12 protein-coding genes are annotated in these 15,332 nt (G+C 61.3%); 11 read left to right on the top strand and 1 reads right to left on the bottom strand.

Annotation, left to right across the window (positions count from 1 at the left end):
* Positions 1 to 158: 158 nt before the first annotated feature.
* From NKH36_RS06775 to NKH36_RS06755, 5 genes are all read left to right on the top strand, one after another.
* On the top strand, positions 159 to 1,463 hold the full coding sequence (locus tag NKH36_RS06775; protein WP_352960850.1) for an adenylate/guanylate cyclase domain-containing protein: 1,305 nt from the start codon (positions 159 to 161) through the stop codon (positions 1,461 to 1,463).
* 1,152 nt (positions 1,464 to 2,615) lie between these two features.
* Positions 2,616 to 3,338, top strand: coding sequence for an RNA polymerase sigma factor (locus NKH36_RS06770; protein ID WP_352960848.1), 723 nt, complete (start codon positions 2,616 to 2,618; stop codon positions 3,336 to 3,338).
* Positions 3,339 to 3,496: 158 nt separating this feature from the next.
* Entirely contained in the window at positions 3,497 to 4,360 is an 864-nt protein-coding gene (locus tag NKH36_RS06765; protein WP_432612833.1) for a ferritin-like domain-containing protein, read from the top strand.
* A gap of 73 nt (positions 4,361 to 4,433) precedes the next feature.
* Entirely contained in the window at positions 4,434 to 4,742 is a 309-nt protein-coding gene (locus NKH36_RS06760; protein ID WP_352960846.1) for a twin-arginine translocation signal domain-containing protein, read from the top strand.
* Between the two features lie 1,366 nt (positions 4,743 to 6,108).
* Positions 6,109 to 7,323: a porin gene (locus NKH36_RS06755; protein ID WP_352960844.1), complete on the top strand. Its 1,215-nt coding sequence runs from the start codon at positions 6,109 to 6,111 to the stop codon at positions 7,321 to 7,323.
* Positions 7,324 to 7,861: 538 nt separating this feature from the next.
* Here the strand turns inward: NKH36_RS06755 and NKH36_RS06750 are convergent.
* Positions 7,862 to 9,541: a tetratricopeptide repeat-containing sulfotransferase family protein gene (locus tag NKH36_RS06750; RefSeq protein WP_352960842.1), complete on the bottom strand. Its 1,680-nt coding sequence runs from the start codon at positions 9,539 to 9,541 to the stop codon at positions 7,862 to 7,864.
* 141 nt (positions 9,542 to 9,682) lie between these two features.
* Between NKH36_RS06750 and NKH36_RS06745 the strand changes: the two genes are divergently transcribed.
* The 6 genes from NKH36_RS06745 (at position 9,683) to NKH36_RS06720 (ending at position 15,332) form a co-directional block, all read left to right on the top strand.
* Entirely contained in the window at positions 9,683 to 10,795 is a 1,113-nt protein-coding gene (locus tag NKH36_RS06745; RefSeq protein WP_352960840.1) for a pyridoxal phosphate-dependent aminotransferase, read from the top strand.
* Positions 10,796 to 10,988: 193 nt separating this feature from the next.
* Complete coding sequence (locus tag NKH36_RS06740) at positions 10,989 to 11,639, top strand: TetR/AcrR family transcriptional regulator (protein WP_352960838.1); 651 nt, start codon at positions 10,989 to 10,991, stop codon at positions 11,637 to 11,639.
* 62 nt (positions 11,640 to 11,701) lie between these two features.
* Entirely contained in the window at positions 11,702 to 12,865 is a 1,164-nt protein-coding gene (locus tag NKH36_RS06735; protein ID WP_352960836.1) for an isovaleryl-CoA dehydrogenase, read from the top strand.
* 82 nt (positions 12,866 to 12,947) lie between these two features.
* Entirely contained in the window at positions 12,948 to 13,340 is a 393-nt protein-coding gene (locus NKH36_RS06730) for an AbrB/MazE/SpoVT family DNA-binding domain-containing protein (RefSeq protein WP_352960834.1), read from the top strand.
* Entirely contained in the window at positions 13,337 to 13,720 is a 384-nt protein-coding gene (locus NKH36_RS06725) for a type II toxin-antitoxin system VapC family toxin (RefSeq protein ID WP_352960832.1), read from the top strand. Before NKH36_RS06730 ends, NKH36_RS06725 begins: the two co-directional genes overlap by 4 nt.
* Positions 13,721 to 13,724: 4 nt before the next feature.
* Positions 13,725 to 15,332 (top strand): carboxyl transferase domain-containing protein, encoded by a 1,608-nt coding sequence (locus NKH36_RS06720; protein ID WP_352960830.1) that lies wholly within the window; start codon positions 13,725 to 13,727, stop codon positions 15,330 to 15,332.

Here is a 15,332-nt window from a genome sequence, read left to right as displayed (position 1 = left end):
ATGCTCCCGATCACGGAAGTCTACGAAAGGAACGTAGGGAGAAACAGAAGTCGGCAAGATCGTTTGTAGACAGTGATGGGCTCAAAGGCCGTATGATAGGAGCTTGGCGATTGCCCCTCGGAAGCCTATCTGTCGTTTGAATGACGCCGCGAGGAATGATGCCGGCTCAACGATCCGAACTCGCTGAAGCATCGCTGTCGACTGGTCCGGTGGGGTTGGAATATCCGCCTGATCTCCAGTTGGTCCGGCGCCGACCCATTTCGCTAGTCACGACAGATGATGGCACGGCGCTCGACTGGCTGATGTCGGGGACGGCAGCATCCGCCGGACCGGCAGAGCTGCTGGACGGCGTCATCGCCCGACTGGTCGCGGCAGGCCAGCCGATCGAGCGGGCAACGCTCAACATGTCGACGCTGCATCCGCAGCTTGTGGGCATCACGGCGCACTGGCGCGGAGATCTCGGTGTCTGTGATGAGGTGGAAGTCAACGCGCATGTCCGCGAAACAACCGACTACCTGACCAGCCCCCTCAGGCCGATCATCGAGGAGGGCCGGTCAATTCGGGTGAACCCCCAGGATTCAGTGGCGCAGTCGACATACCCGATCATGCAGACCCTCGCGGAGGCCGGATACACGGACTATTGGGGCTTCGCGCTGAAGCGGGACGACCGCCAGTTTACGCTGATGACGCTTGCCACACGGCAAGCAGGGGGCTTTTCCCGCGCCACCATCGAAGCCGTCGAGGCGTTGCGCCCGGCTCTGGCGCTCAATGTCGAGATCGTCTCGCGTGGCAAGATCGCGGAGCACGTGCTCGATGCGTATCTCGGCCGACGCATTGGCAAGCGGGTCCTCGCCGGCGACATAAGGCGCGGATTTGGCGAGACCATCGAGGCGGTCATCTGGGTATCCGACATGCGCAACTTCACCAGCCTCTCGGATCGCATCGATAGCGCCGAGATGATCCAGTTGCTGAACGCCTTTTTCGAAGGTCTCGTGGATGCGGTGCATGAACAAGGCGGTGAGGTCCTGAAATTTGTCGGTGATGGCATGCTGGCGGCCTTTCCCATTTTCGGCATGCAGTCGGCGCCGGCCGCCGCCGCTGCGGCACTCGCCGCCGCTCGGAACGGTTTGGTTGCGGTGGACAGCCTGAACGAAGCTCAGTCCGGCGAGCCGTCGCGCGACCTTTCCTGGCGGCCGCTCAGCATGGGAATTGCGCTGCATCGCGGTCCCGTATTCTTCGGCAATATCGGATCCAGGGATCGGCTCGACTTCACCGCCATTGGGCGCACTGTCAATCTGGCGGCGCGGATCGAACCGCTATCGAAAACGACCGGGCGGCGCTTGCTCCTGTCCGACAGGGTTGCTGAATTGATCGAAGAGCCCGTCGAGGAACTGGGCGACTTCCCCATCCGCGGCATCCCTGACCCTGTGAGCCTGTTCACCGTACCGGAACACGGACTCTGACGCCGCTGGTTGAAGCGACGCATTGGAGCTCCAAACCTCGCGTCAGCCGGGTTCGGCGGTCGCAAGGCGCAACATGGTCGCCAAACGCCGCGAAGCTGCAAACACAAACGGCAAAGGTGGAGCCGCAGCGGGTCCGACGGTCTTCCTGTCTTGGAAAGTCCAAGCGCACCTACCATCAGCAGCTGTGGCCTCCAGCATTCAAATGGCTTCTGAAAGCAAACTTCGGACTTCATTGAAGCAGCGCCCGATACCACATGGTGGTCCATAGCCAGCCAAGGCGAGGAAAGCTCGCCCCGACACGGTCGTGCTGCCCTTCACGGTGGAAGCAGACTAGTACGTCATGGCGATGGCCTACTGCCAACCCTAGGATCCTGAAAGACATCATGCCTGAAATTGCCAGACTAAGTAAGTACGAGCGGCGTCCCCCTCATTAGGCTGGGCTGCTGTCAATGCCGCTTTCCGGTTCGCGAAGACCCGTTAGTGCCCGGCGGCCACCGCTTTTGTGCTGGGCCAACCTCGCCGGACCGCGTCTATTGCGATCACCACCACAGCATCGCTACTGCCGTCGATCCTCGTCGACCCCGTTCGGGGTTCCACCTCGCCCAAACGACGCGCCGCGTAAACTAGGTGGCGGGCGGCGGCCCCCGAACCGGCCTCAAGGGCTTGACGCGATGCGCTCCACGTCAGGTCGCACACCGCCGATCAGTGCAGTGGGAGACCGCAGACCAGGCACTTCTGTTGAAGCGAGCGGTGGGTATTTGTGATCATTACCTCCCCAGCTGTCGACTGGGCCTGCCGCTGAAACCAGCCGCCTGCATATCGGGTGGGCCCCACATTCGACCCCACCCCCGCCCGTGCGCGTGCCGGCGACCGGCCGTCCCGGCAGCGGCGATCTCGCACGCCGACGTGCAGCGTCAAAACTCCACCAGCTGGCCGCCGCCAACGCCGAAATGGATGGGAAGTTGCCATTCGGCTCAACAACCAGAACGAGCACGTTGCGCCAAAACCGGAAGATGGAACTGCTCCACAACAAGGTCCGATTTACTTGGTGAGCAGACCTCTGGTCCGCTAGAGTTCCAAGTCTCCACCGGGCTGCAGACCGAAACCCGGAAAACGCTTATCTCATAGTAAGCTGATGCATCTGGAGCGCCTATGATGAAGCCGACTGGATCCACCGAGGCAGTGAGGATCGAGGACCTTGACGACGCGGGGCTGGTTGAACACGCGCGACAGCGTGACCCCGCCGCATTCTGGTTAATCATCAAGCGTCACAATCAGCAGCTTCACCGGGTCGCTCGCGCCGTCCTGAATGACGACACCGAGGCGGAGGACGTACTTCAGGAGACCTATATCCACGCCTTCACCCATCTGGCCGAATTCCGCGCGGAGGCGCGGCTGTCGACCTGGCTCACCCGGATCGCGCTGAATGAGGCGCTGGGACGCCGCCGGAAAAGGCGGCCCACCGTCGACGTGAAAGCCATCGAAGGCATGGTCGCTCCGTTCAGCGCCCACAAGCCTGATCCCGAAGAGGCGGCCGCTCTCGCTGAAATCCGCAGCCTTCTGGAGCGAGCCGTCGGTGGCTTGCCAGAGCCCTTTCGCATCGTCTTTGTCATGCGGGACGTTGAGGAAATGAGCATTGAGGAAACGGCTTTTCTTTTGGAGTTGCGACCTCAGACAGTGAGCACCCGCCTTTATCGAGCACGCCGGCTGCTCCGCGAGGCGCTGCGGGACGAGCTCGCCACCGTGTTCACGGATACGTTTCTCTTCGCTGGCGCCCGTTGTGACCGCCTCGCGCAATCAGTGTTAGATCGGCTCGCAATCCGCCTGGTTCGAAAGGCTACTCATCAGTTGAACGCGGCGACTGAGCGCACGTAGACGCCGTCCACGCCGAGATTACGCCGGCTTCTTTCGCGGAGCTCTTGTAGCGGGACGCGGGAATATTTTGGCGGCCCGGACCATCTAATCGTCAGGCAAATGCATTCGGCGCCGCGGTGCTGACAGCGGTGTTGAATCAACAAACATAGGAGACCGCCATGCAGGGCGCACTTCACCTATCCCGGCGTCAGTCGCTTCAGGGACTTGTCGTACTCGGTGCCGGAGCGGCACTCGGCAGAATCGCACGGCCTTCACCGGTATTGGCACAAGACATATCGGACGAGGACATTTTCCGCTTTGCGCTCAACCTCGAATACATGGAGGCTGAATACTACCTCCGCGGCACCACCGGAATGGGCATCGAAGCAGCCGATGTCGGTTCGAAACCCGGCGACGTCGTTGGTGGAAAGCAAGTCTCGTTCGAGACGCCGGCCATCGGCGAATTCATGCAGGAAGTCGCGGAAAACGAACTCGCGCACGTTCGCTTCTACCGCAAGACGCTTGGAGCCAACGCCGTCGACCGGCCGGCGATCGATTTCGATGCAGGGTTCAAGGCGGTTGCGGAGGCAGCTGGTCTCGGTGCGGACTTCGACCCCTTCGGCAACGAAACGAACTTCGTTCTCGGCGGGATGCTGTTTGAGGATGTCGGCGTCACCGCCTATGCCGGTGCTGCGACAGTTCTGAAAAACAAGGACTTCCTCGCAGCCGCCGCAGGCATCCTGGCGGTCGAGGCCTACCACATGGGAATGGCGCGATCTACGCTATACCGGAAGGGAGAGGAAGCCTGGAAGGCCGCCAATGCTGTCTCCGATGCCCGAGACAAAATCGACGGATCGGACGATAAGGACCAGAGTATCCAGGCGGACGGCAAAGCCAACATCGTTCCGTCGACGCCCGATGCGATCGCGTTCACCAGAACGCCGCGGGAGGTGCTCCGGATCGTCTACCTCACCGACAGGGATGGAGTGAGCAAGGGCGGCTTCTATCCGGAAGGGATGAACGGCACGCTCAAGAGCACCTGAGCCTTTTGCGACGAGTGACGATGCGCCGCCGGAAACCGAGCGGCCTCATAGCGGCTGCTCTTGGAGAAAGACCATGAGCAAAGATGATGATGTGAACCACGGATCGGCAGCTTCAAGTCGAGTGCTGTCTCGCCGCAATTTCCTGAAAGTCTCTGTGACCGGTGCGGCGATTGCCAGCGCCGGCGGCCTTTCAGCCTGTATGACTGGACCGATGGCAGCCGGAAAGACAACCAAGGCGCTGGCGCTTTACCAGGGCACCCCAAATCATGGCCGACGCTGCGGTGGGTGTACTCACTTCCGCGAGCCAAACGGGTGCGAGATCGTTGCCGGTGCAATCAGCCCAAATGGCTGGTGCCGTTTCCACGAGCCGCTGCCGGCTTGATGCAACAGATTGCGGTCTCCCGCCTTATGTCTCGAGCGGGAGCAACGCGACGTCAGCTTCCACGTCCAGAGCGGACGTTGGCCGGCCGGCCGCAAGGCGTCTGCCTAGGGTCAGGCCACGACATCGGGCCTTGCAGGTTGAATGTCCGCTATCGTTATCCCCTGCACCGCAAGCCGACCGACCGCTAACCGCCCAAACCGGCCGCTCATTGTCTTGCGCTGAAAGTCGGCAGCGAGGCACATTGCCGCAAGGCAGCATTGGGGCTGACAACGAACAGACGTGTCCAGGTGAGCAGTTGCAAAAAGCGGACCCTCTCCGTCCGACCGGCGATGACGGGATGCGACATCGAATATAGGAACAGCGCGGCTGCTTCTCCGCGAGATCTCCTATTCGTCGGTTTGATGGGGCATCGCCGGCTTCGTCGATGATGTCAGCAAGGAAGTCATGGGCGCCGTCATCCTGTGAGGAACGAGCGTCCATAAATGAACCGCTCCCTTGCCACCTTCCGAAGACGAGCCCAGAATCTGGTGCGCGCTGGGAGCAGGAGAAGGCAATCGTATGTCGTCACAGGACTTGTGATCATCAGGATAAAGGGAATCCACAAGGTCAAGCGGTGCCTGGCAGAGCCTGGCAGGCGAAGCAGTGCGCGGCTGTTGGCTGCGAGCGGACATGGTCGCCGGCCCCTTCAAACTACCGATATTGAGGATAGGTTTTGCTCTCGCGAGGCTGGTTCAGATCTTCATGAAACAGCTCGCGAGAAAACCGGATTCGTAAAAAATCCGTAAAATGCGCCGAAACGGCTCAAAGCCGTCCGAACATAAGCGATTGAATTTTATGGAATTTTTGGCGGTATTAACGGTCGGCCGCTTGCCCTTAGCAGGGGAGCGCCTTCGACCACTCGGCCACCTCTCCGTTGCGCCGGTGGATAAAGAAAAGCGCCGGCACAATCAACAAGCCTGACCCATTATCGTTGAAAAAACCGGCTTCTGCCGAAACCGCGATTTTGCCATGCGGCGATTCTGCGGCAATCCCTTGGCTGACGACTCACGACATCGTCGCAATTCCGGGAGGGGCAATTGCCGGAATTGGCCGGATTGCAAGGGCTCACAAGGGGCTCAATGATTAATGGGAGCTTTCCGAGTGAGGCCAAATCGTGTCATTTGTGCAACAAGGTAGGGGGATAGCGCCTGCACAGACCTTTCGCCGGTGCGATGGTGGTTGAACGCCGCCGCCTCATGGGTAATGTCGAATTCGAAGGAGCGGCGCGGTGCGCATCTTTTTCGGTAGTGGGGATGGGGCAGGGAACGCTGTCCTTCAGCAAAGAATACCCAGACCCGTTTTTTAACTTTTGACTGGAGGTCAGAAAATGAACATCAAGAGCCTTCTTCTTGGCTCCGCTGCGGCACTGGTCGCAGTTTCCGGTGCGCGCGCCGCCGACGCCGTCGTCGTTGCCGAGCCGGAACCCGCTGAATACGTCCGCATCTGTGACGTCTACGGCGCTGGCTACTTCTACATCCCCGGCACCGAGACCTGCCTGCGCATCGGCGGCTATGTCCGCTACGACATCGGCGTCGGCGACGTCGGCTCGTTCGACGGTGCTGAGAACTTCGACGTCGAGGACGGCGACATTCAGGACACCTACTACAAGCAGGCCCGCTTTAACCTGAAGACCTGGACCGGCCAGGAAACCGAACTCGGCACCTTGAAGACCTACACCGAAACCCGCTTCAACTTCGGCAACCGGAACCGACACGTCAGCAGCACATACGTCCCCGGTCCCGATCCGGACGGCCCGGGTCCGCTGCCCCCGCTGCCAGGCGAAACGGTCATTGTCAATAACCCTGCCGAAAACAAAGGCATTTCGCTGAACTTCGCCTGGATCCAGCTCGGTGGCCTGCGCGTCGGTAAAGACGAATCGGCCTTCGATACGTTCATCGGCTACGCCGGCAACGTCATCCAGGATACGCTGGTTCCCTACGGCGGCTTCGACACCAACGTCGTCCAGTACTATTTCGACGCCGGCAACGGCTTCTCGGCCGTGGTCTCGCTCGAACAAGGTTATGGCGACTTCACGATCGACAGCTATGTTCCGCATGTCGTAGGCGGCGTGAAGTGGACGCAGGGCTGGGGCGCCATCACCGGCGTCATTGCTTACGACGCCAACTACGAAGAAGTTTCCGGCAAGGTCCGCCTCGACGTCACCCCGATGGAGAACCTGTCGCTGTTCATCATGGCCGGCTACGGCACTGACGACAACTACGAGGATGCCGGCTTCGTAACACCCGTCGCCGGCGGCCGCGGCATGTACAAGCTGTGGAGCGGCAACTGGGCGGTCTGGGGCGGTGGCACTTACACCATCAACGAGAAGACCTCGTTCAACACCCAGATCTCGTATGACGAAGGCGAAAACCTCGGCATCGCTGCCAATATTGCCTATGATATCGTTCCGGGCCTGACGATCACGGCCGAAGTCGATTACCTGCACGCCGGCGAGTTCGGCGAGGCCGGCTTCAGCAACTGGACCGGTGCGGATGACGAAGACAGCCTCGGCGGCATGCTCCGCTTCCAGCGCTCGTTCTAATCAGCAGCGTCTGACTGAACTCGAACCCGGCGGGCAACCGCCGGGTTTTTTCGTATGGGCGTGGCTGTCAAAGGCGTAATGCATGGCGCCGCCAATATCGGCCACAGTCGTTCTCTGCCGAATCGGCCTTCAATTGCCAAATCTCAAACGCCGGCGATTGTCATCAGCCATCATGCCTTCGTCATCCCAGGGCGAAGCGACGCGAAGCGGAGCGCAGACCCTGGGATCCATTCCGTGACATCAGCCGAAGAATGCAGCGGTTCGGAATGGCGCTTGTTTCCGCCACGGAGAAGACCAATCCGGAGTGGTTCGAGTTTTTGGCGAACAGGGTGGTGGCGTTCGGTTCTGGTCCGCAGGAGCACTGCCCTCAGGTCACGGCATGGGTCCCAGGGTCTGCGCGTCGCTTCGCTCCTTGCTCCGCCCTGGGATGACGAAGGGAGGGATGCTGACCGGTGCCGGCCGCACGCTAAAAATCGGTTCGCACGCGTATGCGATTCAGAGTCTCGCGGTCCACGCAATGTGGATTGCCGACCTCAAGTCAAATCTCGGCAAGATCGCCCAGCGACTGTATCAGCGGCTGAATTTCGTTTTCATAATTCTTCCAGCGCTTGACGGACGATTTGTAAATCGGTTGACGAACCTGCCAGCGGCTGGGCGTGTTGACCGAACCATCCCTGTCGAAAAAGCGCAGGCAGGCGTCATCCCAGGGCAGCCCGAGATAATCTATCAGGCGGCGTGACTGGGCTTCCTGGTCGTCGACCAGCGTTTCGTAGCGATTTTCGAAGACAAGGCCCGGAAAGACCTCGTTCCAGTGCCGCATCAGGCGGTCATACTCGCGATAGTACAGGCCCAGTGTTTTCAGGTCGGTGTTGTAGCTGTGCGCCTCACTGAAGTTGAGGACAAAGCAGGAGACGCAATTGTCGATGGCGTCACGACGGCAATGAATGATGCGTGCGTTGGGGAAGAGAAGCCCGATAAGGCCGATCAGTTCAAAATTGTGCGGCATCTTATCCACGACGCGAAGTGCGGCAGGCGCCCGCTCCCGCAAATAGGACAGATGCTCTTCGGCCAGCGTTTTGGACAGGACTTCTGTGATCGACGTGGTGGGCTGGTTCAAATCTTCAGCCGATGATGTCTTGAGGCCGATCGCATTCGCGACCCGCCTTAGTTTGCTAAGCTCCCCTGCCCCATGAACATCGGGATGGCTGGCGCAGATCTGCTCCGTGAGCGTCGTCCCCGAGCGGGGCATGCCGACCACGAACACAGGCACTTCGGAAGGATTTCCATAGCCGGCCCGGGCAGCCAAAAAGTCCGGCGTGAAGGTCTCAATCATCGAATCGATCCACCGACGATACAAGTCGATATCGAACTTGTGGCCTGAGGCCTGTTTCGCCCGGTTGAAGTGGTCGAATGCCTCATCATAGCGCTTGAGGTCGTTCAGCACCTTGCCGGCGGCGTGATGGAGTTGCTGCGCGGCTTCCGAACCAAGTTTCTGATTGCCGAGTTCGCGAAGGATGGATTGGAGCTCCTCGGGCTCCTCGGTGAACTTTCGCGTCTGTACAAGGTCGTTGTAGGCAGCCGGCACACCAATACGGCGATCGATCGCTTCTTTCAGGTAGACGGCGGCTTCATCCATGCGCCCCAGGCCGCTGAGCGCGCCGGCCAGGCCGGCTCGCACCTTAGGATGGTCGCGGTTGATTTTCAGCGCCTTCTCGTAAAGCGGCAAAGCCATGTCGGGTTTGTCAAACGCCGTGTAAGTGCGCCCCAATGCACAAAGTGCTTCGATAAGGCCGGGCTGCAGTTCCAAGGCATACTGCATATGCTTGATTGCTGGCGAATACTCGCTGACCTTCACATAGGCCTCGCCCAGGCTGAGGTGGTAGTAGGGGTTTTTAGGTTCTTCGCCGACCGCCCGTGCGAAACATCGCAAGGCCCTCTCATCATCGTACCCAAGGTATAAGGTCCCCAAGATGTACAAGGCGAGCGGATGGTTCGGCGTGCGCGCCAGAACCCGAAGGCATAGGTCCTGAGCCTCGTCGAGCCGCTTGGCCTGCTGAAAGGCATATGCCTGTTTCAGCAGCGCGTCGTCGGCCTGCGCACGCGATTGGGCGTTTCCTTTCTGCGGGTTCACCAAAGGCTTCACTACCGGCACGTTCGCTTTCGGCGTGGGTCCGGGCTTGATGTGCTTTGACCAAGCAGGTGGGAGTCGATTGTTCATGATATCTCGCTAGCAAAAAGAGATATCTCGCTAGCAAAAAGAGCGGGGGGAATCCAGCATGCTGGTTGCAGCCAAGGCGGGAGCTTGCGCGGCCAACTGCGCCGCGCTAGCAAGAAGGCCCTTTTCGAACGAGCCTTTGCCATGCGCCAGCGCCCTCCCCTCACGCCGATCATCAGTGCGCTTCCTTCCACGGTGCCGTTTGTCGGCCCGGAGGCGCAGGAGCGCGATCGCGGTCGCGCCTTTCGCGCCCGCATCGGCGCCAATGAGAGCAGTTTCGGGCCCTCGCCGCGCGTTATCGCCCGCATGGCCGGCATTGCCCGCGACATGTGGATGTATTGCGACCCCGACAATCACGATTTGAAGGTGGCCGTCGCCGCGCATCTCGGCGTTAGCGCCGAAAACGTGGTGGTCGGCGAAGGCATAGACGGATTGCTCAGCCTAGTGGCGCGCATGTATGTGGCGCCGGGCGACGCGGTGGTCACCTCGCTCGGCGCCTATCCGACCTTCAATTTCCATATTGCCGGCGTCGGCGGCCGGCTGATCGCGGTTCCCTACGAGAACGACCGGGAAAACCTCGACGGCCTGTTGGCTGCGGTCGCCAGGGGAAATGCGCCGCTGGTCTACCTGTCCAACCCGGACAATCCGATGGGCAGCTGGTGGGAAGCGGCGGAGCTCATCCGTTTCATCGAAGTCCTGCCGGAGACCACCATGCTGGTGCTCGACGAGGCCTATGGCGAGCTGGGCCCGGTCTCGGCGCTGCCGCCGATCGATGTCGCGCGGCCGAACGTCATCCGCATGCGCACCTTCTCGAAGGCCTACGGGCTGGCCGGCATACGCTGCGGCTACGCAGTGGCCGACGCCCAGGTGATCCGCGATTTCGAGAAGATCCGCAACCATTACGGCGTCAGCCGCATGGCGCAGATCGACGGCGTCGAGGCGCTTGCCGATCAGGACTATCTCCAAAGCGTGGTGACGCGGGTTGCTTCCGGCCGCCGGCGCATCGCTGAAATAGCCGAGGCGAACGGGCTGAAGCCGCTGCCGTCGGCAACCAATTTCGTCACCATAGATTGCGGCCGCGACGGCGCCTTCGCGCTGAACGTGCTGCAGGCGCTGCTGTCGCGCGATGTGTTCATCCGCAAGCCGATGGTGCCGGTGCTCGACCGCTGCATCCGGGTCAGCGTCGGCCTCGACCACGAGCTCGACATTTTTGCCGAGGAGTTGCCCGGCGCGCTGGCGGTAGCACGAGCAAAATAACGCGCTGTCGTTATCCAGGGCGGAGCGTAGCGGGCAGAGATCCTGCAGGATCTTTTGATGCCTGCGGGACAGCGCCCCCTCCATCCTGCCGGACAGAGGGGGCGCGAAGGACCGCCATCGTTTCGGAAATGCGACCCACTCCTTGAATTAATTGAACGTTCGTTTTATTATTTGGCCTCTCCATGAGGCGACCATGGCGCGCACGACCGGATCCGACGGGGAAAAGACCGAAGCAGCGGTCCGCGAGGCGGCGGTGAACCTGATCGCACGTCTCGGCTACGAGGCGATGTCGATGCGCAAGCTGGCCGCCGAGGTCGGCGTGCAGGCCGCGGCGCTCTACCGCTATTTTCCGACCAAGGAAGACCTCTTGTTCACGTTGATGCGCGAGCACATGGAAGGGCTGATTGAGGCATGGAATGCGGCGCGCCCTGTCGTGGCCGATCCGGCGACGCGGCTCGCCGCCTATGTCGAAAACCACATCGCATTCCACATCGAACGCCGCCACTCCACCCATGTCTCGAACATGGAATTGCGCAGCCTGTCGCATGACCGCCTGACGCAGATCCTGCGTATGCGCACGATCTATGAAAAGGAGCTGCGCGCCATTCTGCGCGACGGCGCAGAGGTCGGCGACTTCAGCGTCGAAGACACAGGGCTGACGGCCATGGCGCTGATCCAGATGATGACCGGCGTCATCGTCTGGTTCCGGCCGGGCGAGCGGCTATCGATCTCGGAGGTAACCGCCACATATCTTTCAATGACGATGCGCCTGGTTGGAGCAAAGGCCCACGGGGCGACAACGACCTACAGCGCCAGGCGAGCAAAGGACGCTGTAGCACTTTGATTTTGCGCATGATCCACCGCGAAAATCGATTCGATTTCGGGGCATGCGCCGGGAGGAACGGCATGTACACGCACACACTTAACTTCGGGCTTGACGAAGACATCGAGGCGCTGCGCGACCTGGTGCGGCGCTTCGCCCAAGACAAGATCGCGACGATCGCCGCCGAGATCGACCGCTCGAATGAATTTCCGGCGCATCTGTGGGCCGAGCTCGGTGCGCTCGGCCTGCTCGGCATCACCGCCGATCCGGAATTCGGCGGCACCGGCATGGGCTATCTCGCCCATGTGGTTGCGATGGAAGAGATTTCGCGCGCCTCGGCCTCGGTCGGCCTCTCCTACGGCGCCCATTCCAACCTCTGCGTCAACCAGATCAATCGCTGGGCGACGCCGGCGCAGAAGGAAAAATATCTGCCTGCGCTGTGCAGCGGCGAAAAGGTCGGCGCGCTGGCAATGTCGGAATCCGGCGCCGGCTCCGACGTCGTGTCGCTTAAACTGCGCGCCGAAAAGCGCAACGACCGCTACGTGCTCAACGGCACCAAGATGTGGATTACCAACGGCCCGGATGCCGAAACACTGGTCGTCTATGCCAAGACCGATCCAGAGCTCCATTCGCGCGGCATCACCGCCTTCATCGTCGAAAAGGCTTTTGCCGGGTTTTCCGTCGCGCAAAAGCTCGACAAGCTCGGCATGCGCGGCTCGAACACCGGCGAACTGGTGTTCGAGAACGTCGAGGTGCCGTTCGACAATGTGCTGCACGAGGAAGGCCGCGGCGTCGAAGTGCTGATGTCGGGCCTCGATTACGAGCGCACCGTGCTCGCCGGCGGCCCGATCGGGCTGATGGCGGCGTGCCTCGATGTGGCGGTCCCCTATGTGCACGAACGCAAGCAGTTCGGCCAGCCTATCGGCGAGTTCCAGCTGGTGCAAGGCAAGCTCGCCGACATGTATACGCTGATGAACGCCGCGCGCGCCTACGTCTATGCCGTCGCCGCCGCCTGCGACCGCGGTCAGACGAGCCGCAAGGACGCCGCCGCATGCGTGCTGTTCGCAGCCGAGAAGGCGACACAGATGGCGCTCGACGCCATCCAGTTGCTCGGCGGCAATGGCTACATCAACGACTATCCGACCGGCCGGGTTTTGCGCGACGCCAAGCTCTACGAGATCGGCGCCGGCACCAGCGAAATCCGCCGCTGGTTGATCGGGCGGGAGATCATGGCAGAGGGGGTCTAGCGGCGCTATCGAAAAAATTGCCACATATAGAAAATCGTGCCATAATCCTAGAATATGCCACATTTCTAGAACGAGGCAGACTATGGCGAACGGAACGAGAAAGGCTGGGTCTGACGAAAATCCGCAAACACAATTCGAGGCCGGAGCTCGGAAAACTCCGCTCCGGGTTCCAGCGAAACGCGAGCGCGTCAGACTTGGCGAGGGCGGACGCTTCGTCATCCCGGCTGCGATGCGCGAGGAAATGGGCGTGAAGCCCGGTGAAGACTTGATCCTTCATGTCGAGAACGGCGAGCTGCGGGTAAGGTCGTGGCTTCGGAATCTGCGGCGCGTCCAGGCGGAATTGTCGGCGTTGAAAAAGCCTGAGGAAAGTGTCGTCGATGAATTTCTGAAGGAGCGGCGGGAAGAACAGCGCCGAAGCGATGAGCGTTTGGACCGGCTTCATGCCGAAGGGACGGCGAGGAAGGGAGCGAAATGAAACCCTACGTCATGGACAGCTCGGCGGCGCTTGCGATCCTGCTCAACGAGAAAGGCACCGATATCGCCCTGGGTTTCGCGCCGGACGCACAATGCAGTTCCGTCAATGCGGCCGAAATCATCGCCAAGCTGATCGACAGGGGACGCAGCCTGGAAGAGGCCGCGGACGACCTCGCCAGCCTCGGCATGCCGGTCGCCGTCTTCGACGAAGCGATGGGCATCGCAGCCGGGCAGCTTCGCGAGCTGACGCGACATCGCGGCTTGTCGTTGGGCGACCGGGCCTGCCTCGCACTGGCAATTTGCGAGAATGCCATTGCCGTCACCGCCGACCGCGACTGGGGTGACCTGGATATCGGCTGCAAGATCGAACTGATCCGGTAGCGCCATGACCACCCTCACCTCGCAGATCTCGCCCGCCTCCGACACCTTCCGCGCTAATGCCGAGCGCATGCGGGCGCTGGTCGCAGACATCGCGGAAAAAGCTGCCGCCGTCGAGCGCGGCGGCTCGGAGGAAGCGCGTGAACGCCACCAGAGCCGCGGCAAGCTTTTGCCGCGTGAGCGCCTCGCCCAACTACTCGACACCGGCTCGCCCTTCCTCGAAATCGGCCAGTTCGCCGCATGGTCGATGTATGGCGAGGACATCTCGTCGGCCGGCATCATCGCCGGCATCGGCCGGGTCGAAGGCACCGAAGTCATGGTCGTCGTCAACGACGCCACGGTGAAGGGCGGCACCTATTATCCGCTGACCGTGAAGAAGCATCTGCGCGCCCAGGAGATCGCGCTGCAGAACAAACTGCCTTGCGTCTATCTGGTCGACAGCGGCGGCGCCAATCTGCCCAACCAGGACGAGGTGTTTCCCGACCGCGACCATTTCGGCCGCATCTTCTACAATCAGGCCAAAATGTCGGCCGCCGGCATTCCGCAGATCGCCTGCGTCATGGGTTCGTGCACGGCGGGTGGCGCCTATGTGCCGGCGATGTCGGACGAGACGATCATGGTGCGCAACCAGGCGACCATCTTCCTCGGCGGCCCGCCGCTGGTGAAGGCCGCCACTGGCGAGGATGTCAGCGCGGAGGAACTGGGTGGCGCCGATGTGCACACGCGGCTTTCCGGCGTTGCCGACCATTATGCGCTGGACGACGAGCATGCGCTGGCGATCGCCCGCCGCATCGTCAAGAACCTGAATCGAAAGAAGGAGATCGAACTGGCACTTCGCGATCCGATTCCGCCGCTTCATGCAGCCGATGAGCTCTACGGCATCGTGCCGACGGATCTGCGCCAGCCCTATGACGTGCGCGAAGTGATCGCCCGGATCGTCGACGGCTCCGAGTTCGACGAGTTCAAGCAGAATTACGGCACCACGCTGGTCACCGGCTTTGCCCATCTTCAGGGCATGCCGGTCGGCATCATCGCCAACAACGGCGTGCTGTTCTCCGAAAGCGCGCTGAAGGGCGCGCATTTCATCGAGCTGTGCTGCCAGCGCAAGATCCCGCTGATCTTCCTGCAAAACATCACCGGCTTCATGGTGGGGCGAAAATACGAGGCCGGCGGCATCGCCAAGGACGGCGCCAAGCTGGTGATGGCCGTCGCCACGGCCCGCGTGCCGAAGGTGACCATCATCATCGGCGGCTCGTTCGGCGCCGGCAATTACGGCATGTGTGGACGCGCCTATTCGCCGCGTTTTCTTTGGATGTGGCCTAATGCCCGCATTTCGGTGATGGGCGGCGAGCAGGCCGCCACCGTGCTGGCCGTCGTCAAGCGCGAGGGGATCGAGCGCAAAGGCGGGGAATGGAGCGCAGAGGAGGAGGCAAAATTCAAGAAGCCGATCCTGATGAAATACGAGCATGAGGGCCACCCGCTCTATTCGTCAGCCCGCCTCTGGGACGACGGCATAATCGATCCGGCCAAGACGCGCGAGGTGCTGGCGCTCAGCCTCTCAGCCGCGCTGAACGCCGGGATCGAGGAGACAAAGTTCGGCGTCTTCAGGATGTGA

Source organism: Mesorhizobium sp. M1312 (assembly GCF_040318115.1).
Lineage (GTDB): Bacteria > Pseudomonadota > Alphaproteobacteria > Rhizobiales > Rhizobiaceae > Mesorhizobium.
The sequence above is the reverse complement of the archived record's forward strand: the minus strand, read 5'-3'. Positions and strand labels throughout refer to the sequence as shown.

Excerpts from the sequence above, each read along its gene's own strand:
- NKH36_RS06760 (WP_352960846.1), top strand. The coding sequence starts at position 4,434 with ATGAGCAAAGATGATGATGTGAACCACGGATCGGCAGCTTCAAGTCGA.
- NKH36_RS06720 (WP_352960830.1), top strand. The coding sequence starts at position 13,725 with ATGACCACCCTCACCTCGCAGATCTCGCCCGCCTCCGACACCTTCCGC.
- NKH36_RS06765 (WP_432612833.1), top strand. The coding sequence starts at position 3,497 with ATGCAGGGCGCACTTCACCTATCCCGGCGTCAGTCGCTTCAGGGACTT.
- NKH36_RS06755 (WP_352960844.1), top strand. The coding sequence starts at position 6,109 with ATGAACATCAAGAGCCTTCTTCTTGGCTCCGCTGCGGCACTGGTCGCA.
- NKH36_RS06775 (WP_352960850.1), top strand. The coding sequence starts at position 159 with ATGCCGGCTCAACGATCCGAACTCGCTGAAGCATCGCTGTCGACTGGT.
- NKH36_RS06745 (WP_352960840.1), top strand. The coding sequence starts at position 9,683 with ATGCGCCAGCGCCCTCCCCTCACGCCGATCATCAGTGCGCTTCCTTCC.
- NKH36_RS06725 (WP_352960832.1), top strand. The coding sequence starts at position 13,337 with ATGAAACCCTACGTCATGGACAGCTCGGCGGCGCTTGCGATCCTGCTC.
- NKH36_RS06730 (WP_352960834.1), top strand. The coding sequence starts at position 12,948 with ATGGCGAACGGAACGAGAAAGGCTGGGTCTGACGAAAATCCGCAAACA.
- NKH36_RS06750 (WP_352960842.1), bottom strand. The coding sequence starts at position 9,541 with ATGAACAATCGACTCCCACCTGCTTGGTCAAAGCACATCAAGCCCGGA.
- NKH36_RS06770 (WP_352960848.1), top strand. The coding sequence starts at position 2,616 with ATGATGAAGCCGACTGGATCCACCGAGGCAGTGAGGATCGAGGACCTT.
- NKH36_RS06740 (WP_352960838.1), top strand. The coding sequence starts at position 10,989 with ATGGCGCGCACGACCGGATCCGACGGGGAAAAGACCGAAGCAGCGGTC.
- NKH36_RS06735 (WP_352960836.1), top strand. The coding sequence starts at position 11,702 with ATGTACACGCACACACTTAACTTCGGGCTTGACGAAGACATCGAGGCG.